At 74.0% G+C, this 22,627-nt stretch carries 20 protein-coding genes, 1 pseudogene and 2 riboswitches; of the genes and pseudogenes, 10 read left to right on the top strand and 11 right to left on the bottom strand.

The window, feature by feature from the left end; translation table 11 throughout:
• Nucleotides 1-38: 38 nt before the first annotated feature.
• A pseudogene (locus tag A6A08_RS15770) lies at nt 39-1,556 on the top strand (cobyric acid synthase); the annotation flags it as partial.
• An 84-nt stretch (nt 1,557-1,640) separates the two neighbouring features.
• Entirely contained in the window at nt 1,641-2,360 is a 720-nt protein-coding gene (locus A6A08_RS28265; protein WP_199866960.1) for a cobalt-precorrin-6A reductase, read from the top strand.
• Between the two features lie 225 nt (nt 2,361-2,585).
• On the opposite strand, the gene A6A08_RS15780 is transcribed toward A6A08_RS28265, so the two are convergent.
• Genes A6A08_RS15780 through A6A08_RS15790 form a run of 3 tightly spaced genes read right to left on the bottom strand, consistent with a single transcriptional unit; the run spans nt 2,586 to nt 7,779 of the window.
• Complete coding sequence (locus tag A6A08_RS15780; RefSeq protein WP_073703557.1) at nt 2,586-5,009, bottom strand: cobyrinate a,c-diamide synthase; 2,424 nt, start codon at nt 5,007-5,009, stop codon at nt 2,586-2,588.
• 38 nt (nt 5,010-5,047) lie between these two features.
• The gene (cobO, locus tag A6A08_RS15785) at nt 5,048-5,662 is read right to left on the bottom strand and encodes a cob(I)yrinic acid a,c-diamide adenosyltransferase (protein ID WP_073703349.1); all 615 of its coding nucleotides are present in this window, start codon (nt 5,660-5,662) and stop codon (nt 5,048-5,050) included.
• Nucleotides 5,662-7,779 carry a VWA domain-containing protein gene (locus A6A08_RS15790; RefSeq protein ID WP_073703350.1) on the bottom strand — a complete coding sequence of 706 codons (2,118 nt, stop codon included), beginning with the start codon at nt 7,777-7,779 and terminating at the stop codon, nt 5,662-5,664. The genes cobO and A6A08_RS15790 overlap by 1 nt, the downstream gene beginning before the upstream one ends.
• A gap of 48 nt (nt 7,780-7,827) precedes the next feature.
• Nucleotides 7,828-7,973: riboswitch (cobalamin riboswitch) on the bottom strand.
• Between the two features lie 96 nt (nt 7,974-8,069).
• On the opposite strand from A6A08_RS15790, the gene cbiE reads away from it, so the two are divergent.
• Entirely contained in the window at nt 8,070-9,299 is a 1,230-nt protein-coding gene (gene cbiE / locus A6A08_RS15795; RefSeq protein ID WP_073703351.1) for a precorrin-6y C5,15-methyltransferase (decarboxylating) subunit CbiE, read from the top strand.
• 209 nt (nt 9,300-9,508) lie between these two features.
• Nucleotides 9,509-10,111, top strand: coding sequence for a Uma2 family endonuclease (locus tag A6A08_RS15800; protein WP_073703352.1), 603 nt, complete (start codon nt 9,509-9,511; stop codon nt 10,109-10,111).
• 33 nt (nt 10,112-10,144) lie between these two features.
• Here A6A08_RS15800 and A6A08_RS15805 read toward each other — a convergent pair whose 3' ends face one another.
• The 5 genes from A6A08_RS15805 to A6A08_RS15825 all read right to left on the bottom strand — a co-directional run bounded on the left by A6A08_RS15805 (nt 10,145) and on the right by A6A08_RS15825 (nt 14,882).
• The gene (locus A6A08_RS15805; RefSeq protein ID WP_073703353.1) at nt 10,145-10,897 is read right to left on the bottom strand and encodes a cobalt-precorrin-4/precorrin-4 C(11)-methyltransferase; all 753 of its coding nucleotides are present in this window, start codon (nt 10,895-10,897) and stop codon (nt 10,145-10,147) included.
• Nucleotides 10,882-12,426 carry a precorrin-2 C(20)-methyltransferase gene (locus A6A08_RS15810; protein ID WP_073703354.1) on the bottom strand — a complete coding sequence of 515 codons (1,545 nt, stop codon included), beginning with the start codon at nt 12,424-12,426 and terminating at the stop codon, nt 10,882-10,884. The genes A6A08_RS15805 and A6A08_RS15810 overlap by 16 nt, the downstream gene beginning before the upstream one ends.
• Nucleotides 12,423-13,088 (bottom strand): precorrin-8X methylmutase, encoded by a 666-nt coding sequence (locus A6A08_RS15815; protein ID WP_073703355.1) that lies wholly within the window; start codon nt 13,086-13,088, stop codon nt 12,423-12,425. Before A6A08_RS15815 ends, A6A08_RS15810 begins: the two co-directional genes overlap by 4 nt.
• On the bottom strand, nt 13,085-14,089 hold the full coding sequence (locus A6A08_RS15820) for a nitrite reductase (protein WP_073703356.1): 1,005 nt from the start codon (nt 14,087-14,089) through the stop codon (nt 13,085-13,087). The genes A6A08_RS15815 and A6A08_RS15820 overlap by 4 nt, the downstream gene beginning before the upstream one ends.
• Nucleotides 14,090-14,141: 52 nt before the next feature.
• A riboswitch (cobalamin riboswitch) is annotated at nt 14,142-14,348 on the bottom strand.
• 156 nt (nt 14,349-14,504) lie between these two features.
• Complete coding sequence (locus A6A08_RS15825; RefSeq protein WP_073703357.1) at nt 14,505-14,882, bottom strand: DUF1330 domain-containing protein; 378 nt, start codon at nt 14,880-14,882, stop codon at nt 14,505-14,507.
• Between the two features lie 291 nt (nt 14,883-15,173).
• Here A6A08_RS15825 and A6A08_RS15830 point away from each other — a divergent pair, with 291 nt between their 5' ends.
• A complete protein-coding gene (locus A6A08_RS15830; RefSeq protein ID WP_073703358.1) occupies nt 15,174-15,608 on the top strand; it encodes a hypothetical protein in 435 nt (144 codons plus the stop codon).
• Between the two features lie 268 nt (nt 15,609-15,876).
• Complete coding sequence (locus tag A6A08_RS15835; RefSeq protein ID WP_073703359.1) at nt 15,877-16,170, top strand: SelT/SelW/SelH family protein; 294 nt, start codon at nt 15,877-15,879, stop codon at nt 16,168-16,170.
• A gap of 108 nt (nt 16,171-16,278) precedes the next feature.
• Here A6A08_RS15835 and A6A08_RS15840 read toward each other — a convergent pair whose 3' ends face one another.
• Both A6A08_RS15840 and A6A08_RS15845 read right to left on the bottom strand, forming a co-directional pair.
• Nucleotides 16,279-16,725: a DoxX family protein gene (locus A6A08_RS15840; protein ID WP_073703360.1), complete on the bottom strand. Its 447-nt coding sequence runs from the start codon at nt 16,723-16,725 to the stop codon at nt 16,279-16,281.
• Between the two features lie 75 nt (nt 16,726-16,800).
• Nucleotides 16,801-17,760 carry a hypothetical protein gene (locus A6A08_RS15845; protein ID WP_073703361.1) on the bottom strand — a complete coding sequence of 320 codons (960 nt, stop codon included), beginning with the start codon at nt 17,758-17,760 and terminating at the stop codon, nt 16,801-16,803.
• Nucleotides 17,761-18,239: 479 nt separating this feature from the next.
• Here A6A08_RS15845 and A6A08_RS15850 point away from each other — a divergent pair, with 479 nt between their 5' ends.
• Nucleotides 18,240-18,599 carry a hypothetical protein gene (locus A6A08_RS15850; RefSeq protein WP_143181775.1) on the top strand — a complete coding sequence of 120 codons (360 nt, stop codon included), beginning with the start codon at nt 18,240-18,242 and terminating at the stop codon, nt 18,597-18,599.
• A gap of 128 nt (nt 18,600-18,727) precedes the next feature.
• On the opposite strand, the gene A6A08_RS15855 is transcribed toward A6A08_RS15850, so the two are convergent.
• Nucleotides 18,728-19,564: a UbiA family prenyltransferase gene (locus A6A08_RS15855; RefSeq protein ID WP_073703558.1), complete on the bottom strand. Its 837-nt coding sequence runs from the start codon at nt 19,562-19,564 to the stop codon at nt 18,728-18,730.
• Between the two features lie 26 nt (nt 19,565-19,590).
• Between A6A08_RS15855 and A6A08_RS15860 the strand changes: the two genes are divergently transcribed.
• The 3 genes from A6A08_RS15860 to A6A08_RS15870 are packed head-to-tail and all read left to right on the top strand — an operon-like array spanning nt 19,591 to nt 22,613.
• Nucleotides 19,591-20,307 (top strand): methyltransferase domain-containing protein, encoded by a 717-nt coding sequence (locus A6A08_RS15860; RefSeq protein WP_073703363.1) that lies wholly within the window; start codon nt 19,591-19,593, stop codon nt 20,305-20,307.
• On the top strand, nt 20,308-21,519 hold the full coding sequence (locus A6A08_RS15865; protein ID WP_083609138.1) for an acyl-CoA dehydrogenase family protein: 1,212 nt from the start codon (nt 20,308-20,310) through the stop codon (nt 21,517-21,519). It begins immediately after the preceding gene.
• Complete coding sequence (locus A6A08_RS15870) at nt 21,516-22,613, top strand: type III polyketide synthase (RefSeq protein WP_073703560.1); 1,098 nt, start codon at nt 21,516-21,518, stop codon at nt 22,611-22,613. Before A6A08_RS15865 ends, A6A08_RS15870 begins: the two co-directional genes overlap by 4 nt.
• Nucleotides 22,614-22,627 lie beyond the last annotated feature (14 nt).

Genomic DNA, 22,627 nt, shown 5'->3' on the forward strand with positions numbered 1-22,627 from the left:
TTGAGGGTGGTGGCCCACGTGCCGCGCGTAGCGCCCCCATGGGCGATGGCGGGCGACGGGTGGGAGGGCTGCTGGTCGCCGGAACCACCTCCGACGCCGGCAAGAGCGTCGTCACCACCGGTCTGTGCCGGGCCTTCGCACGCCGCGGCGTGCGGGTCGCGCCGTACAAGGCGCAGAACATGTCCAACAACTCCATGGTCTGCCACGGCCCCGACGGCCGCCCGGCGGAGATCGGGCGGGCCCAGTGGGTGCAGGCGCTGGCCGCCCGCGCCACGCCGGAGCCCGCCATGAACCCCGTGCTCCTCAAGCCGGGCGGCGACCGGCGCAGCCACGCCGTGCTGCTGGGGCACCCCGCCGGGGACGTGTCCTCGTCGGACTGGGAGGCGGGCCGCCGCCATCTGGCCGAGGCGGCGCACGCCGCCTTCGACGACCTGTCCGCCCGCTACGACGTGGTCGTCGCCGAGGGGGCGGGCAGCCCCGCCGAGACCAACCTGCGGGCGGGCGACTACGTGAACATGGGCCTGGCCAGGCACGCGGACCTGCCCGTGGTGGTCGTCGGCGACATCGACCGGGGCGGCGTCTTCGCCGCGCTGTACGGCACGGTGGGCCTGCTCGAACCCGCCGACCAGGCGCTGATGGCGGGCTTCGTGGTCAACAAGTTCCGCGGGGACGCCGGACTGCTCCGGCCCGGGCTGGAGGACCTCGAACGCCTCACCGGCCGCCGGGTGTACGGCGTCCTGCCGTGGGACCCGGGACTGTGGCTGGACTCGGAGGACGCCCTGGACCTGGAGGGCCGCCGGGCGGACGAGGGCGGCGGGCCGCCGCCAGGAGGGGTCCGGCGGGTGGCCGTGGTGCGCCTGCCCCGGATCAGCAACTTCACCGACGTGGACGCCCTCGGCCTGGAGCCCGGCCTCGACGTCGTCTTCGCCTCCGGGCCGCGCGACCTCGCCGACGCCGACCTGGTCGTCCTCCCCGGCACCCGGTCCACCCTCGCCGACCTGGCCTGGCTGCGCTCCCGCGGGCTCGACCGGGCGATCGTCGAGCACGTCCGCCGCGGCAGGCCGCTGCTCGGCGTCTGCGGCGGGTTCCAGATGCTCGGCGGGAGCGTCACCGACCCGGACGGCGTCGAGGCCGGGCCCGGTGCGTGCGCGGACGGCCTCGGGCTGCTCGACGTACGGACCGAGTTCACCGCCGAGAAGACCCTTCGCCTGCCGTCCGGGAAGGCGCTCGGCGCGCCCGCGCACGGCTACGAGATCCACCACGGCCGGATCACGGCCGGCGGCGGCGCGGAGGAGTTCCTGGGCGGAGCGCGTTCGGGGAACGTCTTCGGCACCATGTGGCACGGCAGCCTGGAGGGCGACGCCTTCCGCACCGCCTTCCTCGCCGAGGCGCTCGGCCACGAGCCGTCCGGCGTGCGCTTCGCCGACGCCCGGGAGCGGCGCCTGGACCTGCTCGCCGACCTCGTGGAGCGGCACCTCGACGTCGACGCGCTGCTCGCCCTCGCCCGCGAGGGAGCCCCGGCGGGTCTGCCCGCGCTGGCTCCTGGAGGCTCGCCCGTCGCCCACCATCGCCCGGGTGGGCGCTCCGCGCCGGAAACGGGCCACCACCCCCGACCGAGGCCTCCGGCCCAGTCTCCTCCGGTGAGGCTGCTGCTTCTGGGCGGCACGTCCGAGGCCCGTGAACTGGCGGCCCTGCTGGTCGAGGCGGGCGTCGACGTGACCACGTCGCTGGCCGGGCGGGTGGCCCGGCCCCGCCTGCCCGTGGGCAGGGTGCGGATCGGCGGCTTCGGAGGGGTGCCCGGGCTGCGCGCGGCGCTCACCGCCTACGACGCGGTGGTGGACGCCACCCACCCCTTCGCGCTCGGCATGACCGCCAACGCGGCCGCCGCCTGCACCGACCTCCCCCTGCTGCGACTGGAACGGCCCGGCTGGGACCCCGACCCGGCCTGGCACTACGCCGACACCCACGAGGCGGCGGCGGAGCTGGCGGCCGGGCTCGGCGGGCGGCCGTTCGTGACGGTCGGCCGCCAGGAGCTGGCCCGCCTCGTGCCCGCCCTGGGCGGGCGCGCGGTCCTGGCCCGGGTGGTGGACCCTCCCGAACTCGCACTGCCCGCGGACTGGCGTCTGGTGACCAGCCGGGGGCCGTACACCCTCGACGGTGAACTGGACCTGATGGACGGACACCGCGCGGACGTCCTGGTCACCAAGGACTCCGGCGGCACCTACACCTGGCCGAAGATGGAGGCCGCGCGGCTGCTCGGTGTCCCGGTCGTGGTGGTGCGGCGTCCGCCGGGCCCGCCCGGCGTGCCCACCGTCCACGACGTGGCGGCCGCGTTCGACTGGGTGAGCGCCCTGGGGTGAGGTGCGAGCGGGTGTGGTGAGACCGTCCGCCGAGAGCTGTGGAGGGCGGGACCGGGGTCGAGGGCCGTCCGGGCGCACCCGCACCCGCGTCGATCCTGCTCCTGGCGGCACTGTGGGACGCCGGCAGTGCCGCCAGGAGCAGGAGCAACGGCGCAGGAAGGCTCCTGGTTCACACCCGCGACATCTCCGGTCGGCGCGCCGGCGGGGACGCCGTCGCCCGGGTGCTCAGACGCGGGCGCCGTGCGGCTCCCCCTCCGCCCCGCGTGTCCGGGCGAGGGCGGAGAGCAGGCGCCGGGTGGTCTCCGGGGGCCGTACGGCCACGCGCACCCAGGCGGCGTCCAGCCCCGGGAAGGTGTCGGCCCGGCGTACGGCGATCCCCTGTTCCCGAAGCCGCGCGTGGACTCCCTCGCCTGCCCGCACCAGTACGAACGGGGCCCTGGAGGGGACGAACCCGAGTCCCGCCTCCCGCAGCCCGGCCTCCAGGTCGGCACGCCAGCCGTCGAGCTCCTCGGCCCGGCGCCCCGCTTCCGCGCTCGCTTCGTCGCTCATGCAGGCGACGGTGGCGGCGATCGCGGGCGCGGACACCGACCACGGCGTCTGAGCCCGGCCCAGCTCGCCCACCGCGGTCTCGTCCCCCACGACGTACCCGGCCCGGATGCCCGGGATCGACCAGTGCTTGGTGAGGCTGCGCAGCACCACCAGTCCCTCGATCCGCTCGCCCGCCAGGGACTCCGGCTCCCCGGGCAGGGCGTCCATGAAGGCCTCGTCGACCACCACCAGCCGACCGGGGCGGCACAGCCCGCGCAGCGCCGCCGCCGGGTGCAGGGCACCGGTGGGGTTGGTGGGGTTGCCTACCACCACGAGATCCGCGTCGTCGGGGACGGTCTGCGCGTCGAACGCGAAACCGTCCCCGGCCGCGCAGAGCACGGTCGTGACGGTGTGCCCGGCCTGCTCCAGCGCGGCGTGCGGCTCGGTGAACTGGGGGTGCACCACCACCGGGCGCCGCCACGGCCGCAGCCGCGCGACCAGGGTGAACGCCTCCGCCGCACCCGCCGTCGGCAGGACCTCGGCGGGCCGCCGGGCGTGCCGACGGGCGATCGCGGCTCGGGCGGGCTCCGGGTCGGGGTAGACGGCGGCGTGGTCCAGGCTCTCGCGCAGGGCCCGGTCGAGCCAGGCGGGCCGATCCCCCGGGTAGACGTTGACGGCGAGGTCCAGCAGTCCGCCGCGCGCCTCGGCGTCACCGTGGTGGCGGAGCGGATCGGCCACCGGTTCGGTGCCGGGGACGGTCGTCCGGGTGGTCGGAGAGGGCTTGGCGGGTGCCGTGGCCGGAGCGGCGTGCACGGCCTCGGCGAAACGGGCGGCGATCCGTGGGTGTCCGGCCCAGTGGACGTGGAGATAGGAGGCGTGCAGCGTCGGAGAGGCGAAGCCCTCCGGTGCGCCTTCGACCTCCCACGCCGGGCCCTCACCGCAGGCACCGGGGGTGGTCCGGGTGCGGTGGAACTCGTGGCCGGTGACCCTCTCCCCGGCCCGGGTCAGCAGGGTGTCACCGGGCGAGACCGCCTCGGGATAGCGCAGGGTGAGCCGCTCCGCCATCCGGGCGTGCGCGGGGACGGCCCCGGCCATGGGCGCGCCGTCGAGCGACTCGGCGAGGTAGAGCAGGCCCGCGCACTCGGCGACGGTCGGCACCCCCTCCCGTACCGCCTCGCGCAACTCGGCCAGCAGGCTCCGGTTGTCGGCGAGCCGACCGGCGTACACCTCGGGAAAGCCTCCGCCGAGGTAGACGCCCCGGGTGCCGGCGGGCAGTCCGGTGTCGCCCAGCGGATCGAAGCCGACGACCTCGCAGCCGGCGGCGGTGAGCAGTTCCTCGGTCTCCGTGTAGCGGAAGGTGAAGGCCCGGCCGCCCGCCACCGCGACCACCGGCCGCCGGGACGTCGCGGATGGTGCCTCCAGCGCGTGCGCCGGATCCCAGGGCCGCGCGTCCAGGGCGGGCGCGGAGCGGGCCAGGGAGAGCAGCGCGTCCAGGTCCACCTGGCGCGCGACGTGCTCTCCGAGCCGCTCGACCGTGTGCGCCGACTCCGCCCGCTCGGACGCCGGGACGAGCCCGAGGTGCCGTGAGGGACTGGCGATCCGCTCGTCGCGGTGGACCACGCCGAGGACGGGCAGGCGTGTGGCCCGGGTGATCTCGGCGACGTTGCGCTCCGAGCCCGCCTTGTTGAGGATCACGCCGACGACCTCGACCGCCGGGTCGTACGCGGCCATGCCCGCCACCAGCGCGCCCACCGAACGGGACATCCTGGACACGTCCACGACCAGCACCACCGGCGTCCGGGTCAGGGACGCCACGTGCGCGGACGAGGCGAACCCGCCGGTGCCGATCCGCCCGTCGTGCAGGCCCATCACGCCCTCGACGACGGCGACGTCGGCGCCGCGCGCCCCGTGCAGGAGCAGCGGCGCCACCCGCTCCTCGCCGACCAGGTGGGGGTCGAGGTTGCGGCCGGGGCGCCCGGTGGCGAGGGCGTGGTAGCCGGGGTCGATGTAGTCGGGTCCCACCTTGTGGCCGCTCACCACGTGCCCGGCCTCGCGCAGCGCGGCCATCAGCCCGGTCGCGACCGTGGTCTTGCCCTGCCCGGTCATGGGGGCGGCGATCATCAGCCGGGGCAGGGCCGTCGGCCCGGCGGCCGGGGACGTCACCACTCGATCCCCCGCTGGCCCTTGCGGCCGGCGTCCATGGGGTGCTTGACCTTCGCCATCTCGGTGACGAGGTCGGCGGTCTCCACCAGCCGCGGGTCGGCGCGGCGGCCGGTGATCACCACGTGCTGGCGTCCGGGGCGGTCCACGAGGGCGGCCACGACGTCCTCGACGTCGATCCAGCCCCAGTTGATCGGGTAGGTGAACTCGTCGAGGATGAGCAGGTCGTGCGTCTGGTCGGCGAGCCGCCGCTTGATCTCCTCCCAGCCCTCGGCCGCGTCCGCGGCGTGGTCCTCGGCGCTGCCCTTGCGGCGGCTCCACGACCAGCCCGAGCCCATCTTGTGCCACTCCACCGGGCCGCCCTCGCCGGTCTCCTCGTGGAGCCGTCCCAGGCGTTCCAGCACGGTCTGCTCGCCGATGCGCCACTTCGCCGACTTGACGAACTGGAACACCCCGATCCGCCAGCCCTGGTTCCAGCCGCGCAGCGCGAGGCCGAACGCGGCGGTCGACTTGCCCTTGCCGTCACCGGTGTGGACGGCGAGCAGCGGCTGGTTGCGGCGCTGCCGCGTGGTGAGCCCGTCGTCGGGAACGACGAGCGGTTGTCCCTGAGGCATCAGGCGGCCCTCTCTCGTACGGCACTGCCCAGTGCGTCGGCGCTGACCTCGCCGACGGGCAGGTGGTCGGCTCCCAGGTGGGCGGCCAGTCGTGCGGCGAGGCCGAGGCGCAGCGGGCCGGACTCGCCGTCCACCACGACGGTGGTGACGCCCAGCCCGGCGACGTGGTCGGCGGCGCCCATCGCACGGCCGACGGCGCCCCGTCCGCCGGTAGCCCGGCCGTCGGTGACGACGAGGAGGAGCGGGCGCAGCCGCGGGTCCCTCAGGCGCTCGCGCCGAAGGACGCGGGCCGCCTCCAGCAGTCCCTCGGCGAGCGGGGTGCGCCCTCCGGCGGGCAGGTCGTCGAGGCGGGCCGCGGCGGCGTCCACGGAGCGGGTCGGCGGCAGCGTGAGTTCGGCGCCCTGCCCCCGGAAGGTGATCAGGCCGACCTTGTCGCGGCGCCGGTAGGCGTCGAGGAGGAGGGAGAGGATCGCGGTCTTGACCTCGGTCATGCGCTTGCGCGCGGCCATGGAGCCGGACGCGTCGACGCAGAACAGGACCAGGTTGGTCTCCTGGCCCTCGCGGACCGCGACGCGCAGGTCGCGGGGGTGGAGGCGCATGCGGCCGCCGTCCCGCGGCCGGGACGCCGCGGCCCGGATGGTCTCGCCCAGGTGGAGCGAGTCGCCGCTTCCCCGGCCGGGCGGGGCGGAGCCGATCCGGCGGCCCCGCACGCCGACGGCCCGGCTGCGCCTGCCGTCGGCCCCCTCCCCGGATCCCCGCGCGGTGAACAGGCGGGTCCGGTAGGGGGCGGCGGCCGTGGCCGGAGCCGGGGAGTCGCCGGCCGGGCGGGGCGCCGGGGAGTCGTCGGAGCCGACCGGTTCCCGTTCGGCGGGCGCGGGGGACGGGCCCTGCTCGTCCGGACCGCCGTTCGGGGCCTCGCCGGGGCCGTCGGCGTTCGGGGCGCCGTCGGGGTCGGAGGGGTCGCCGGACTCTGACGGGTCGCCTGGACCGCCGGAGCCGGAGGGGTCCCCGGGCCCGGCGGGGTCGTCGGGGCCGCCGGAGTCGTCGGCCCCTCCCGGGCCCGGCGGCTCCGGGGGGTCGGGCGGCGGTTCCTCCTCGCCCAGGATCCGGTCGAGGAGTTCCTCGTCGAGCCCCGGCGCGTCGAAGGGGTTGCGCCGGCGCCGGTGCGGCAGGGCGAGCGTGGCGGCGCGGCGGATGTCGGCCCGGGTGACCGAGGTCCGGCCCTGCCAGGCCGCGTGCGCCACCGCCGTGCGCGCGGTGACGATGTCGGCCCGCAGGCCGTCCACGTCGTAGGCCGCGCACACCTCGGCGATCTTCAGCAGCGCGGCCTGCGACAGCCGCACCCGCCCGAGCGCCTCCCTGGCCGCGGCGATGCGCTCGGCGAGGGCCTCCTCGGCCTCGCGGTAGCGGGCGGCGAAGGCGGCGGCGTCGGAGTCGTGGGCCATGCGCCTGCGGACCACCTCGGCGCGGGCCGCGGGCTCGCGCGGCGCGGCGACCTCCACGGTGAGCCCGAACCGGTCGAGGAGCTGGGGCCGCAGCTCGCCCTCCTCGGGGTTCATCGTGCCGATGAGCAGGAACCGGGCCGCGTGCTCCACGGAGAACCCGTCGCGTTCCACGGTCACCCGGCCGGTCGCGGCGGCGTCGAGGAGGAGGTCGACCAGGTGGTCGTGGAGCAGGTTGACCTCGTCGACGTAGAGGAGCCCGCGGTGGGCCCGGGCCAGCAGGCCGGGCTCGTAGGCGACCTTGCCGTGCGTGAGCGCCTGTTCCAGGTGCAGGGAGCCGAGGACGCGGTCCTCGGTGGCGCCGACGGGCAGTTCGACGAGCCGCACCGGACGGCTCTCCACGGCCGTGCCGGGCTCGAAGGGTCCGTCCGGCGACCGCTGCGCCGGATCGGCGGGGTCCACGGAGAACCGGTCGCCCCGGTAGACGTCGACGGGCGGGAGCAGGGAGGCGAGGGCCCGGACGGCGGTGGACTTGGCCGTGCCCTTCTCGCCGCGCACCAGGACGCCGCCGATCTCCGGCGAGACGCTGGTGAGGACGAGGGAGAGGCCCAGGTCGTCGAGTTCCTCGGCGTCGCAGCCGACGATCGCGGAGAAGGGGTAGTGCGCCGTGCGCAATGGCATGTGAGGCTCCCGCTCGTTTCGCCATCGGTAAGGGGCGGGCGCGAGGCCGGTCTTCGGACTTGCCGGGTCCTCCTTCACGGAGGCTCGGTTCACCGCAGCGGGCCTGTGCCGGAATCTCACCGGACTTCCCAGATTCTCCCCTCCCGCCGTCCCCACCGTTTCCGATGGCTGGGCCGTTGGGGCACCTCGTGCCTGTGGCCGCCACGATAGCTTGGCCTCCTCCCCGCGGCGGAAGCCGGGGGCCCACCTCCACCACGAACTCGGCCAAGGCCAGGAAGGTCGCTATGCACTCCCCCAAGGAAACCGGGATCACCGTCGTCGGCATCGGGGCCGACGGCTGGCCCGGGGTGCCGGAGCGGCTGCGCCGGATCGTCCTGGACGCGGACGCGGTGCTGGGCGGCCGCAGGCACCTGGCGATGCTGCCTGACCTGCCCGGGCAGCGCCGTGAGGCCTGGCCCTCTCCCCTGCGGGAGGGCCTGCCGTCCCTGCTCGCCTCCCTCGGCGGCGCCTCCGCGGTCGCGCTCGCCTCCGGCGATCCCCTCGTGTCCGGTGTCGGCACCACGCTGATCGAACTGCTGGGCGCGGACTCCGTTCGGGTGGAGCCCGCCGTCTCCTCGGTCGCCCTGGCCCGCGCCCGGATGGGCTGGCCCGCGGAGCGGTGCGCGGTGGTGGGCCTGGTCGGGCGCGATCCCCGCCTGCTCCTGCGGGAGCTGGCACCCGGGCACCGTGTCCTGGTGCTCTCCTCGGACGGGGGCACGCCCGCGGCGGTCGCCGCCCTGCTGTCCGGCGCCGGCTACGGCGCCAGCCGCATGACCGTGCTGGGCGACCTGGGCGCGGACTCGGAGTCACGCATGGAGAGCACGGCGGACGGCTGGCTGGCGTCCCCTCCCGGGAGGGCCCCCGCGCTGCACGTGCTGGCCCTGGAGCTCGTCGGCCCGCACCGGTACGGCCTGGTTCCGGGCCTGCCCGACGCCGCGTTCGAGCACGACGGGCAGCTGACCAAGAGGGACCTGCGCGCCTCGGCGCTGGCCCGGCTGGCGCCCTCCCCCGGGCAGCACCTGTGGGACGTGGGCGCGGGCGCGGGGTCGGTCGGCATCGAGTGGATGCGGGTCCACCCGGCCTGCACCGCCACCGCGGTGGAGGCACAGGCCGAACGGGCCGCGCGGATCGGCCGCAACGCGGGCCGCCTCGGAGTCCCCGGGCTGCGCGTGGTCACCGGCCGCGCGCCGGACGCGCTGGCCGACCTGCCCGCACCCGACGCGGTGTTCGTCGGCGGCGGCGCGACCCGGCCCGGCGTTCTCGACACCTGCCTGCGGGCGCTGCGGCCGGGCGGACGGCTCGTGGTGCACGGCGTGACGCTGGAGACCGAGCACCTGCTCGCGGACGCCTACCGGCGCCACGGAGGGGAGCTGACCCGTGTCGCCGTCGAGAGCACCGCACCCGTCGGCACGTTCACCGGCTGGACGCCCGCCCGTACGGTCACCCAGTGGTGCCTGGTCGTAGCGGCCCGGTGACACTCGGCGCGAACCGCGCGACGTCCTGGGCGGTCTCTTCCCGAGAGTTCCACCATTGCCACGCTCTCAGCCCCTCCTCAGCGTTATTCTGGCGATGTGGGGCCCGGACCACCACACTCGGCGGCTTCCTCGACGAGCCGCTGAACGCCCAGGCCGGAGATCGTGTCCGTGTCGCCATCGCCCGCCACCGGTATCGCCCAGGGGGACACATGACCGTCGCAGAGCACCATCCGCCGCCCGAAGCACCGACGTTCCCCATGGGTCCCGAGCTGTTCGAGCGCCTTGCGGAACAGGCGTTCGAGGCCGACCGCGTACGTATGGAGATGTTCAACGGGAAGGTCTGGGTTCACAAGGTGACAGACGGAGCCCACGCAGGGATCCTCACCTGGATGATGCGCGAATTCATCGCCCACCGCCCCGACCTGGACCTCCTCACCAGCGGACTGGGTATCAAGATCGACACCTACCGCAACGGTCGCGCCCGCCCCGGCGGTGTCCTTGCTCCGATCGGTCACTTCGACCAGGCGGGAGAGTGGGCCGACCCGGGCGGCGTCCTGGCCGTCGTCGAGGTCACCTCCTGGGACGCCGACACCCATGCCCGTGACCGTGTCGAGAAGCCCGCCGCCTACGCGGCGACCGGTATCGGTGTCTACCTGCTGGTGGACCGGGACGCCAACGCCGTGGTGGTGCACAGCCGACCTGTCCGTGGCCAGTACCTGGACCGGAGCACCCACCCTTATGGTGAGGCCGTTCCGGTGCCCGGCATCGGGGTCACCCTGGACACCACCGGGCTCAAGCGCTTCACCCGCTGACGTGGCCGCCACCGATTCGTGGCCTTGTGGGGGTCAGCGGGACCGCGCCGGGTCGTAGAGATAGGACTCGCCGCCGCCCTCGGGGTCGAGCGCCCGTCCCACGAGGATCACCGCCGCCTGCCTGAACCCGGCCTCCTCCACCGCGTCGGCGATGGAGGAGACCGTGCCGTGCAGCACCGCCTCGTCCGGCTGGCTGGCCCGGTGGACGACGACGACCGGGCAGTCGCCGCCGTACTCGGGCTCGATCTGCGCCATCAGCTCCCGCACCCGCCTGATCGCCAGGTGCAGCACCAGCGTGGCCCGGGTCGCCGCGAACGCCGCCAGCGACTCCGTGTCCGGCATGGCGGTCGAGCGGGCCCGGGTGCGGGTCAGCACCACCGACTGGGCCACCAGGGGCACGGTCAGCTCCCGCCCCGCCAGCGCCGAGGCGGCCGCGTACGCGGGCACCCCGGGTGTGACGTCCCACGGGACGCCGTGCGCGTCGAGCCGCCGTGTCTGTTCGGCGAGCGCCGAGTAGAGCGACGGGTCGCCGGAGGTGAGCCGTACGACGTCCCCGCCCGCGGCGTGCGCGGCGACGAGACGGGCGGTGATGCGGTCCAGGTCCAGGCCCTGGGTGTCCACCAGTTCGGCGTCGGGAGCGCAGTGGGTGAGGACCTCCGGGTCCAGGTACGTGCCGGGGTAGAGCACCACGTCGGCCCCGGCGAGCATCCGCGTGGCGCGGACCGTCAGCAGATCGGCGGCGCCGGGCCCCGCCCCCACGAAGTGCACGGTCACGGCTTCACCCACCTCGGGGTCCAGACGCGGCCCGCCCCGGAGACCCGGGTGCCGGACGCGCCGACGATCAGCAGGCAGCGCATGTCGACGGTGGCCGGGTCGAGTCCGCCCAGGGTGGTCACCGTCAGGGACTCGCCCTCCCGGCCGACGTCCCGGCCGAGGACGACCACGGTGTCGGGCTCGCGGTGCTCCAGCAGGATCCGGCGGGCGGTGACGATCTGCTCGGTCCGGGACCGGGAGGCCGGGTTGTAGACGGCCAGCGCCAGGTCGGCCTCGGCCACGGCGCGCAGCCGCCGCTCGACCACCTCCCACGGTTTGAGGCGGTCCGAGAGGCTCATCACCGCGAAGTCGCCGCCGATGGGGGCGCCCGCACGGGCCGCGACCGCCTGGACGGCGCTGACGCCCGGCAGCACCCGGACGGGCACGTCCTGGTAGCCGGGGTCCTCGGCCGCCTCGAACACGGCGGTGGCCATGCCGAAGACACCGGCGTCCCCTCCGGAGACCACGGCGACGCGCTCGCCGTTCCTGGCCAGGTCGAGGGCGAGGCGGGCGCGCTGGAGCTCGACGGTGTTGCCGGAGGCGTGCCGGGTGAGCCCGGGGCGCTGCGGGACCCGGTTGACGTAGGGGGCGTAGCCCACCACGTGGTCCACCTCGGCGAGCGCCGCGCAGGCCTCGGGGGTGAGCCAGTGCCCGGGGCCGGGGCCAAGGCCCACGACCAGCAGTTCGGCCGCCGGTCGGACCGGAGCCGGGGACTCCGGCTCCGGGGTCGTCGGTTCCGAAGGCGCCGGCTCCGCCGCGCCTGCGTTGCGGGACCGCCTGCCGTTGCGGCTGTCGCCGGTGACCAGCACCAGGGAGAAGTAGGGCACCGTCTCCGGGTCGACCTCCGCGACCGGCAGTCGCCGCTCCCCGTCCATCGAGGCGCGTTCCACGTACACCGCGTGCTCCAGCCGCCCGGCCGCCTCCAGGGCGCGGCGGACGGCCGGGAAGGTCCGGCCCAGTTTCATGACCACGGCCGCGTCGGTGTCCGCCAGGCGGCGGGCCAGCTCCGGTTCGGGCAGGGTGCCGGGCAGCACGGTGAGCACGTCGGTCTGCCGGGCCAGCGGGGCGGCCGCGGCGGCCGTGGCGGCGGAGAACGCCGGGATCCCGGGCACGATCTCGGTCTCGTACCGCTCGGACAGCCGGTCGTGCATGTACATGTACGACCCGTAGAACAGGGGGTCCCCCTCGGAGAGCAGGACGACGTCGCGCCCGGCGTCGAGGTGGGCGGCCAGCCGTGCGGCTGACTCCTCGTAGAAGTCGGCCAGCGCCCCCGCGTAGCCGCCCGGATGGTCGGTCGCGCCGGTGGTCACCGGGTAGGTGAGCTGCTCCTCGATCACCGCTTCGGGGATCAGGTCCCCGGCGATGCGGCGGGCGTTGGACTCCTTGCCGACTCCGGCGTGGTAGGCGACGACGTCGGCTCCGGCGATGAGCCCGGCCGCCTTGAGGGTGATCAGCCCGGGGTCTCCGGGTCCGACGCCGACGCCGTGGAAACGACCGGTCACTCCTCCTCCTTGGCGAGTGCGTTGAGGGCCGACGAGGTCATCGCGGAGCCTCCGCGGCGGCCGCGAACGGTCACGTGGGGAATGTCGACGCCGTGTCGGTCGGCGAACTCCGTCAGCGCCTGCTTGGACTCGGCGGCGCCGATGAAGCCGACCGGGCAGCCGACGATCGCGGCCGGGCGCGGGGCGCCGTCGGCCAGCATCTCCAGCAGGTGGAAGAGTGCGGTGGGCGCGTTGCCGACGGCGACCACGGCACCGTCGAGCAGCGGCTCCCACAGGGACACCGCGGCCGCGGTGCGGGTGGTGCCCCACTCCCGGGCCAGGGCGGGGACCCGCTCGTCGCCGAGGAGGCAGAGCACCTCGTTGTCGCTCGGCAGGCGGTTCCTGGTCACACCGGCGGCCACCATGCGCGCGTCGCACAGGATCGGCGCACCGGCCCGGAGGGCGGCGCGCGCCGCGGGCACCAGACCGGGGTGGACGACCAGGTCGTCGGCGAGGTCGACCTGGCCGGTGCCGTGGATCATCCGCACGGCGAGCCGTTCGGCGTTGGCGGGCAGGTGGCCGAGCCGGGCCTCACGCCGGATGGTGCTGAAGGAGTCGGCGTAGATGGCGGGGCCGTCGTCGATGTACTCGTAGTGCCGGTTCGGCCGGCGCGGGATGGTCACTGTGCTTCTCCGGGAACGAGGACGCCGCGCCAGGGGGTGACGACGAGTTCGCCGTGTCCGGCGGCGAGCGCCTCCTCGGCGAGTGCTTCGGCGGCGGGCCGGTCCAGGCCCTCGGCGGGTACGGGAACGTGCCGTCCGCCTTCGGGCAGCGGGCCGTACGGCAACGGCGGGGCGGGGTCCGGCAGCCGTGGATCCGGTGGTGCCGGGTCGGTCAGCGGCGACGGGAGTTCGGCGACGTGCCACGGCGCGGTGGGTCCGTCGCCGCGCCGCTCCAGGAACGCGTCGGCGAACCGTACGAGACAGGCGGCGGCCTCGTCGAGCCGTGTCAGCGGCCCCCACTCCTCCCCGATCCTCAGCTGGGCGACGTGTTCGTCGAGGGCGACGAGCCCCAGGTCGCAGGAGCGGTCGAGCAGGTCGCCGCGGCCGTCGTCCAGGACGAACAGGAAGCGCCCGGGGAGGGCGGCGCGGTGGGGCGCGGCGCACAGCAGCCCGTCCAGTGCGGCGGCGACGGGGCGCAGGTCGGCCCTTCCGCCCCTCGCCCGCCGCCGCTCCGGGGAGCGCTCCGCGTCGGACCGGGCCTCCACCCCCACCGGACGGCCTCCGGACGCGGCACCCCCCTCATGCCGAGAGCCCTCCTCCCCGGCGCCCCCGCCCGTCAGGCCCGTGCACGGGGAGACCATCACGTTGCGGACCAGTTCGTGGGCGGGCGAGGGCAGCAGCCCGGTCTCCTCGATGGCCCGGAGCACCTCAGGGGCCAGGCGACCGTCACGTCCGGGCAGGGCGCGCAGCTGCACGTTGGCCCGGCCGGTGACGTGGACCCGGCCGGAGCCGTGCTCGTCGGCCACCGCGGCCAGGGCGCGCAGCGAGCGGGCGGGAAGCCGGCCGCCGACGAGCCGGAGCCGGACCAGCATCCCGTCGTCGGCGGGCCAGGGGCGCAGGGCGCCGGGGCAGCGGTCGCGCCGGGTGCGCGGCGCGGGGGCTGGGGGTTGTGTCGGGGACATACGAGTCCTTCGGGTCAGGGCCCGGTCGCGGGGCCCGCGGACGACCTGGCGGCCCGTCACCGCCAGTGCCAGCAGGTCTTCGGACTCGGGTTCGACCGGTGCGGGGCGCCTTCCCGGAGCGGTGCTCCAGTGGCTGTCCCGAGGAACGCGTCCCCGGAGCATGCCCGCCCGTCACCCTCACCGCTGCGCGTCAGTCCCGGATTCCCACCGGGTTCCCTGCCCCACGAGGTGGAGTTCGACTGGCTCGACGAGGGTAGTACCCCGCTCCTTCCCGCCCTGACCCAGGGGTCCTCATCGCCCCGGACGAGGGCACGGCGGGGGCGGGCCGCGGCGCCCTGCCGGGCTCGCGCACGGCAGCTCCACGGCCCGCCCCCACGGCCGTGCACGGCCGTCGAACGCCTTCGCGAGGATCCGTCTACGAGCTGCGGCCGGAGCCCCAGGGGACGGTCGGCTGGAGCACGGCCTCGGTCAGGGCCTGGGAGCGCAGGTGGGTGATCTTCTGGTACTCGGGGTCGGAGACCATGCGGCTGAACGCCTCCCGGCTGGGGTAGCGGACGACCAGTACCGCGTCCCAGTCCTGCCCGTCCTCGGCGACCAGGGGCGAGGCGCCGTCACCGGCGTAGACCAGCTCGGCTCCGTACTTCTTCAGGAAGCGCGCGGCCTGGCGCGAGTACTCCTGGTAGGAGGAGCGGCCATCCGGAGCGAACCGCAGCAGGTTGAGCATGACGACGGGACCGCCCGGGTCCTCGTTCAGCATGCCCGCGAGAGCGGATCCTGTCGGGTCGACGGCCATCGGTGACTCCTTGGGGGTCGAGGGGTGCGAGAAGCGTGGGCGTACCACGGCCGCCATGGTAACCGACTGGTCGGTATGCTCCCTGGGCGGACACGCTCCTGCGACCGGTCGCGCGGTTTCGTCCGAACGGAGAAGGGCCGCGCCGAGCCCATGGCGCGCCACCACTCCACCGTCCCCGGCCGCTGACCGAACCGCCCCCGCGGATCCGGCCCGCCGCCGGTCTCGCCGCCCGCCACGACCAGGCCTGTGGACAACCCGGTCCGGCCGCGTCGGCGCGCGCATACTCGGAGAATGCTCTCCTCACGCGCCCGCGCCCTGCTGTCCGCCCTCCTGAACGACCTGCCCGGCAGGCACCACATCCTCACCCTGCACACCCGGCACGCGATGAGCACGGCCGTCGCTCGCCGGGGAGAGGGATTCGACGTCGAGCACCCCCCGGTGGTGGAGCGTTTGTGCGACGCCCTCGCCGACGGCGCCACCGCGGCCGTGGTGCTGCGCAGCCTCACCGACCAGGTCTCCCACACCCTCCCCGACGGGGTCGGCGTCCCCGTCAAACTGGTCCGCGGCTGGTCGGTCGTCGACCGGGACATGGTCCCCCTCGACGAGGCACGGATGTTCGACGCCCACTGCACCGACGCCGCGTCGGGCGAGCCCGTGCCGCCCGAACGGGGTGTCGTGTACGCGGACGCGCCCGCGGTCGACCTCACGGTCTTCCGCGGCGTGTGAGGCCGTGGTGGTCACCTGTGATCGGCCCCCACGGCCCTTCCGGTCCTCAGAGGGAACCGGCTCCGGTCAGGGCGCGGGCCAGGCCGGCCGGGGCTCCGCGGCCCCGACTCGCGAGGCGGGGCAACCGGCACAGCGGCGGCGCGCCTCATGCCGGTCCCCGGCCACGCGAGCGCCGTCGTGGCCGTGCACGCCCCCGTGGAGCCCCGGTCCTCTGCGGGACTCCGGGCCGTGGAGCCGTCGGCCCCGCTCCCGTGCCATGCTTGGACCCATGGAGGTCAAGCAGCCAAGGCTGGAGATCGAGTACTGCACCCGGTGCCGGTGGCTCCCGCGGGCCACATGGATGGCACAGGAGCTGCTGACGACGTTCGAGGCCGAACTCGGCGAGGTCGCGCTCGTCCCGGGCACCGGCGGCGTGTTCGAGGTACGGCTGGACGGAGAGAGCGTGTGGTCGCGCAGGAGCGACGCCGCCTTCACCGACGCCGCCGAACTCAAGCGCCTCATCCGGGATCGCATCGCACCCGACCGCGCTCTCGGGCACTCCGAGCAGGCCCCGGACCGTTAGGTGGCCGTCCCCGCGGCGAGCGGCGCCGCCACCGCGCCCGAGTCCGTGTTCCCACGAAGGGGACCGGGTCCCTCCACGGACGCGGAAGGACCCGGCGACGGACGCGGTTCAGGCGGTGTCGTGCGCGGGGCGGGCGGAGCCGTGGGTTCCGCCGTCGCGCAGGCGGACGAGGAGGGTGTCCAGGGCCCAGGTGCCCGGCCCCAGGACGGCGATGAGCAGGAAGGCCCAGCAGTACATGGCCGCGGGTTCGCCGCCGTTGTCGAGCGGCAGCAGTCCCTCGGGCTGGTGGACCACGAAGTAGGCGTAGGCCATCGATCCCGAGGCGACCACGGCGCTGACGCGGGTGGCCAGTCCCGCCAGGACCAGGGCGCCGCAGACCAGTTGGATGAGCGCGGCCCACCAGGAGGGCCAGGTGCCGAGTTCGACGGCGAGCCCGGTACCGCGGTTGCCGCCGAGCACGCCGAACAGGGAGGCGGTGCCGTGCAGGAGGAAGAGGAAACCGGTGACCATGCGGAAGAGGGACAGCACCGGTCCTCGGAGTCGGTCGGAAGTCATGGGGTCACCTCGCGGGGTCGGTGAGCGGGGGACCGGGGCGGACCGCGGGCCCGCCCCGGTGGTGGACGGGGCGGGTCACCGCTCGGTGATCCAGCCGACCATGATCCCCATGACGCCGTCGTGCGAGTGCCCGGTGAGCTCGTAGCGGCTCGTGACCCTCAGGTAGTCGCCCCGGCGGATCGTGGCGATCGGGTCGCCTCCGCAGGGCGGCATGTCCGAGATCTCGGTGTGCCCGTGGTGGTCGACGAACTCGGGGCTGCCGCCCTCCTCGGCGTCGATGTGGCACAGCGTCGTCCTCCTGCTGAGGTTCTCCAGCCACAGGGCGGTGCCGCCGTGGTGGAGGTGGCCGCGCACGTGCACCAGGTCACCGGAGACCGTCGACCGCCACAGCCGCGACTCCTCGCTGACGCCCTCGGGTGCCTCGTACTCGCTGCCCGAGCAGCCGCCCACGTCCAGCCAGAGCGGGGTGACCGGCGTGATGTCGGAGCCGGCCGCGGGCTCGTGGGTGAAGGTGAAGTGGACGTAGACCGTCTTCTCCTCGTGGCCGTGGTTCATCAGGTCGTAGTTGAGCATCCACCGGTCGCCGGAGTCGACCTCGGCCCCGTACCCGGACGGCAGGACGCTCTCCACACGCTCGTTCCCGGTGGCGAACACCCGCTGGGGGCCTCTGCACACGGTGTCGCGCTCCCGGGAGTTGAACAGCACCGCGTGGTGCAGCATGGGCCCGGTGTCGATGTTGGCGTTCGCCCCGTCCGCGTAGGCCAGATCGGGCTCGAATCCGGTGATGTGGCAGTCCTCGCACGGCTTCTCCACGTCCAGGAGGAAACCACCGGTGTGGCCGTGGTCCTCCGCGGTCGCCGCGGGAATGGTGAAGGGGCCGTACCGAACGGTCGTGGCCTCGGCTGCGGACCGGGCCTCGGTCCGCTCGGCCGCGGCGGGGGCGGCGGTGGCGGGGTCGGGGCTCGCGGGGGTCAACGCGGCCCCCGCCGCCAGCGCCGCGGCGGCCGAGACGAGGGCGAGTCTTCGCAGGTACATGGTGTTCTCCTTGACACGTCGGATGCGGATCGGCGCGGATCGGAGGCAGAGCGCAGTGCCGTACCGGCAACGCATGCTCCGCTCCGCGGTGGAGGAGGCATCGGGAAAAGGGCGGTCCGGCTCCGGCCGCATACGGGATCGGCTTTCCGCCCCGCGGCACGGGCGCGTTCCCAGATCAGGGGAAATTCCGTTCACGGCGCCGCGTGTTCTTCCGCGTGGAAGGGCACGGTCAGGCGTTGTCGCGGCGAACGCGAACGGAGGAAGGGTGAGCGGTCGACACCTGTGTCGGCCTTGTGCGCAATTCCGTTCCACGACCGGTGGGCCGCGTGGAATACGCCCGGTCCACTACTGTGTACTCAGTGTGGTCTATGGACGAGAGTGAATCCTGAAACCCTTTGTGTCAACGGGGTACGGGAAAACCGAAGGGTATCGGGTCCCACGGACCGTATTCCAGCTGGTGTTTTGCGAATCCATTCAGAGTGACACTGGTGGTGTCACCGATTCCGGTCATCGGTCGCGGAGAACGGAACGGCTGCGGGACCCGGCGGCACGGACGGCATGGCAGGGGCGGTTCCCTCCGGCATGGGGCGGGTCATGGGTCCGGCCTACTGGAAAGTCTCTTCGGGGTCCCGTTCGACAGGCTGCTGCTGATCCTCGTCTCCACGGTCGGCATCTTCGCCACCGTCCTCACCTACACGCGCATCGCGGGGCTGCGCAGCTTCTCCAAGATGTCCAGCTTCGACTTCGCCATGACCGTCGCCGTCGGATCACTCGTGGCGACGGTCGCGGTGGCGCAGGTGCCGCTGCTCGAAGGCATGGTGTGTCCTGCGTTTTTCTGAGTCGGGTTCTCTGGATCCTGGGACCATGTGACCCTTGAAGGAGGACATCGTGGGACGTCGTGGATACCCCAGCGAGTTCCGGCGCAAGGTCTTGGACCTGGTCCAGGCCGTCCCAGTCGGCGACCGTCTCAGTTCAGCTGCATGCCTGCGGTCAGCAGCAGCGCCACGTCGATCAGCGCGACCAGCAGCACCGCGTGGAAGGCGGCCGGTGATCCCGGTCGGCGGCCCATGACCAGCCCGACGGCAATGACCAGCACGGCGGTCGGCAATGCCACCAGACCCGTCCCGGAGACCGCACCGGGCGGACCGAGTACCAGCAGCATCGAGGCGGCCAGAACCAGCGATGCGGCCGCCACGTGGCTTCCGGTGGCACCCAGCCGGTGCGGCAATCCGCGCACGCCGGTGGCCAGGTCATCGTCGATATCAGGCAGTACGTTGGCGAAATGTGCCGCGCAACCCAGCGATGCCGAGGCGAGCACCAGCCACGCAGGCGGCAGCGGCGCTCCTGGCAGGCCGAGCACGACGAACACCGGCAGCAGCCCGAAGGACACCGCATAGGGAAGCACCGACAGCGCGCTGGCTTTGACGCCGAGATCGTAGGCCCACGCGGAGCCCAGTGCAGCCAGGTGCGCCGCCGTCGCGAGCACCCCGGAGGGCAACGACAGAACCACCGCTGCCAACGCTGAGACCAGCACGCCGACGAGCACCACGGAGCGGGGGAGTTCGCCGGTGGCCACCGGTTTGTCGGCTCGACCCACCCGGATATCGCGCGGCGCGTCCACCAGGTCGTTGAGCCAGCCCACGGACAGCTGCCCGGCCAGCACCGCGGCGGCCACGGTCATCAGATCCTCGGCCGCCCTGCCGGAGGTCGCCGCCAGCCCGGTGGCGACTGCGGTGACCGTCAGTGCGGGGAACGGGTGCGAGGCTCGGACCAGCGCCAACGGCATCGCTGCGAGGTGCTGCATGGAGGCCATTGTGTCAGCCTGGGCTCATGACACCCATCGACCCGCCTGTACGGCGCAACGATCCGGAACTCTATGAGATCCTCGCCGACCAGTGGTGGCAGCCTCGAGGAGCTTTCGCGATGCTGCACTGGCTGGCCGCCGCCCGTGGTGCGCTGGTGCCCCCTGCGCCGCGGCCCGGCGCGGTGCTGGTGGACCTCGGCTGCGGCGCCGGCCTGCTGGCACCGCACCTGGTCGGCAAGGGGTATCGGCATATCGGGGTGGACCGATCGCCGAGTGCGCTGCGGCAGGCCTGCGAACACGGTGTGCAGGGCGTGCTGGGTGACGTGCTCGCCACTCCGCTGTCCGATGGCTGCGCGGACGTCGTCGCTGCCGGGGAGATCCTCGAGCACGTCACCGACCTGCCGAGGGCAGTGGCGGAGGCATGCCGTCTGCTGCGCCCCGGCGGTCTGCTCGTACTGGACACCCTGGCGGCCACCGTGCTGTGCCGCTGGGTGGCGATTGGCATCGCCGAGCGTGTGCCGGGACTCGCCCCCAAGGGCGTACACGACCCCGCGCTGCTGGTCGACCGTGCACTCCTGGTCGACGAATGTGCCCGCTCTGGTGTACGCGTGGCGTTGCGGGGTATCCGTCCCTCGATGATCGACCTGCTGAGCTGGGCTTTCGGACGTGGGAGCTTTGTGCGGATGGTCCCGGTGGCGAGCACGGCGGTGCTGTTTCAGGGGTGTGGCCGCAAGGAGGAGTGAATGGCGTTGTCTTCTGTTTTCCCCCTCACCGAGCCGGTTTCCGATCCGGGGGCCGCACGCGCCCTGGCCCGTGACCTGGCGCCCCGCCTGGCCGCGAGGGCCGCGGCCCACGACGCGTCGGGGGCGTTCCCCGAGGCGGATTTCGAGGATCTGCGTGCATCCGGGTTGCTCGGTCTGATGGCGCCCGCGCGGCTCGGTGGATGCGGGGCCTCCTTCGCTGACTACACGGCTGTCGCGATCGAGCTCGCCCGCGGGTCGGGTGCCACCGCGCTGATCTTCAACATGCACTCATCGGTGACCGGCGCGTTGGCGCACACCCCCGACGAGCTGGTCCGGGAACTGGGCGCCCCCGACAGCTTCTTCGCCGCACGCGACCGGCTCCTCGCCGAGGCGGCCTCGGGCGCCCTGTACGCCGTCGCCATGAGTGAGCGCGGCACCGGTCCACGGCTGTCGCGTACCTCCACCGTCTACCGCAGGACCGACGGAGGATTCCGCATCACGGGAAGCAAGACTTTCGTCTCCGGGGCCGGGCACGTCGACGCCTACCTGGTGACGGCCAAGGACGCCGAGGCCCCGGAGACCAGAGTGTCCTACTTCCTGGTGCCGGCGGGTAGCGGCACACGAGTGGAGTCCACGTGGGACTCCATGGGCATGCGGGCCACCGGAAGCCACGACGTCCACCTCGACGCCGAGGTCGGTCCGGACGCGCTGCTCGGCGGCATCGAGGGGTTGACACTGCTGCTGGCCGAGGTCATGCCGCAGTGGCTGGTGGCCTCCTACGCCGCGGTCTACGTCGGCGTGGCGCGTGCGGCGCTCGATGCGGGCAGCGCCCACCTCAGGGAACGAGGACTCCACACGCTGCCGACCGTGCGGTCACGTATCGGCCGGGCTGATACCGCCGTCGCCGCCGCGGCACTGGTCGTCACCGAGGCCGCCCGCCGAGTGACCGAGCAGCCAGGAACACCGGAGACCAACCGCTGGGTGTGGCGGGCCAAACTGACCGCGGGCGACACCGCGGCCGAAGTGGCTTCCTCCGTCATCGAGGCTGCGGGAGCCTCAGCCACCCGACGCGGACATCCCCTGGAGCGGATCTACCGCGACGCCCGCTGCGGCGCACTGCAGCCCGCCACCTCGGACGTCTGCGCCGACTGGCTGGGCGTCGCGGCCCTGGACGGCGACCCCGACCATGACACAGAGGTGCCGCGGTGGTGACCGCCACGATCGCCGGACTGGGCTCGGCGCTGCCCGACACCACTGACCAGCAGGTGCTGTGGGACGGGTTCTTCCGCCAGCACTTCGCCTCGAGTCGGATCGCCCAGCAAATCTTCGCCGGCGCGGGCGTCCGTCGCCGGCATACCGTTGCCGACCCCCTCAGCGAAGACCTCTCGGGCTGGTCGACCGCTGCCCGGATGCGGCGCTACGCGGAGGAGGCCCAGCCCCTGGGGTACCGGGCCGTTGCGGCCGCCATGGCCGACGCCGGCGTCACCGCCGACGACATCGGGCTGTTCACGGTCGCCTCCTGCACCGGCTACAGCACCCCCGGACTCGACATCCAGCTGGCCGCGTCACTGGGAATGCGACCGGACGTGCAGCGGTTGCTCATCGGACACATGGGGTGCTATGCGGCACTGCCCGCGCTGGGCAGTACCGCGGATTTCGTGGTGGCCCGCGGTCGGACCGCCGTACTGCTCTGCCTCGAACTCACCTCGCTGCACCTGCAGCCGCCAACGACGGACCCGCAACAGGTGGTCTCCCACGCCCTGTTCGGCGATGCCGCCGTGGCCCTCGTGCTGCGGCCGCAGGCCGAGGTCGCCCTGGGCGCCCGCGCGCCCCGACTGGAGCTGGTGGACATCGCAGCGCTCACCGACTCCGGCACCAGCGACCACATGACCTGGCAGATCACCGACTTCGGCTTTCGTATGGAGCTGTCCCCGCGGGTGCCCGATGTGCTGGCCGAGCACGTGCGGCCAGTGGTCAAGGACCTGCTGGCCCGCAACGGACTCGATCTGCCTGATGTGCGGGCGTGGGCGGTGCACCCCGGCGGCCCGCGCATCCTGGACACCGTCCAGGGCCAGCTGGACCTATCCGAACACGCGCTGGCGGCTTCCCGCACCGTGCTCTCCGAACACGGCAACTGCTCATCGGCGACCCTGCCGCTGGTCCTGGGCGAGCTGGTCGGCAGCGGTGCGCTGCATAAGGGTGGTCCGGTGGTGGCGATGGCCTTCGGGCCGGGACTGACCCTCTACACGGCCCTGCTCCGTGCCGCCCCCGGGCCCCGGGGCACGGCTGTTCCGTCCGCCTTGTGAGCGTGTGGTCCCGA

This window comes from Nocardiopsis sp. TSRI0078, from assembly GCF_001905145.1.
Taxonomy (GTDB): domain Bacteria; phylum Actinomycetota; class Actinomycetes; order Streptosporangiales; family Streptosporangiaceae; genus Nocardiopsis.

Bases quoted from the DNA above. Each gene is read 5' to 3' on its own strand.
- A6A08_RS15780 (WP_073703557.1), bottom strand. From the start codon at position 5,009: ATGATCGCCGCCCCCATGACCGGGCAGGGCAAGACCACGGTCGCGACC.
- cobO (WP_073703349.1), bottom strand. From the start codon at position 5,662: ATGCCTCAGGGACAACCGCTCGTCGTTCCCGACGACGGGCTCACCACG.
- cbiE (WP_073703351.1), top strand. From the start codon at position 8,070: ATGCACTCCCCCAAGGAAACCGGGATCACCGTCGTCGGCATCGGGGCC.
- A6A08_RS15800 (WP_073703352.1), top strand. From the start codon at position 9,509: ATGACCGTCGCAGAGCACCATCCGCCGCCCGAAGCACCGACGTTCCCC.
- A6A08_RS15820 (WP_073703356.1), bottom strand. From the start codon at position 14,089: ATGTCCCCGACACAACCCCCAGCCCCCGCGCCGCGCACCCGGCGCGAC.
- A6A08_RS15825 (WP_073703357.1), bottom strand. From the start codon at position 14,882: ATGGCCGTCGACCCGACAGGATCCGCTCTCGCGGGCATGCTGAACGAG.
- A6A08_RS15830 (WP_073703358.1), top strand. From the start codon at position 15,174: ATGCTCTCCTCACGCGCCCGCGCCCTGCTGTCCGCCCTCCTGAACGAC.
- A6A08_RS15835 (WP_073703359.1), top strand. From the start codon at position 15,877: ATGGAGGTCAAGCAGCCAAGGCTGGAGATCGAGTACTGCACCCGGTGC.
- A6A08_RS15840 (WP_073703360.1), bottom strand. From the start codon at position 16,725: ATGACTTCCGACCGACTCCGAGGACCGGTGCTGTCCCTCTTCCGCATG.
- A6A08_RS15845 (WP_073703361.1), bottom strand. From the start codon at position 17,760: ATGTACCTGCGAAGACTCGCCCTCGTCTCGGCCGCCGCGGCGCTGGCG.
- A6A08_RS15855 (WP_073703558.1), bottom strand. From the start codon at position 19,564: ATGCAGCACCTCGCAGCGATGCCGTTGGCGCTGGTCCGAGCCTCGCAC.
- A6A08_RS15860 (WP_073703363.1), top strand. From the start codon at position 19,591: ATGACACCCATCGACCCGCCTGTACGGCGCAACGATCCGGAACTCTAT.
- A6A08_RS15865 (WP_083609138.1), top strand. From the start codon at position 20,308: ATGGCGTTGTCTTCTGTTTTCCCCCTCACCGAGCCGGTTTCCGATCCG.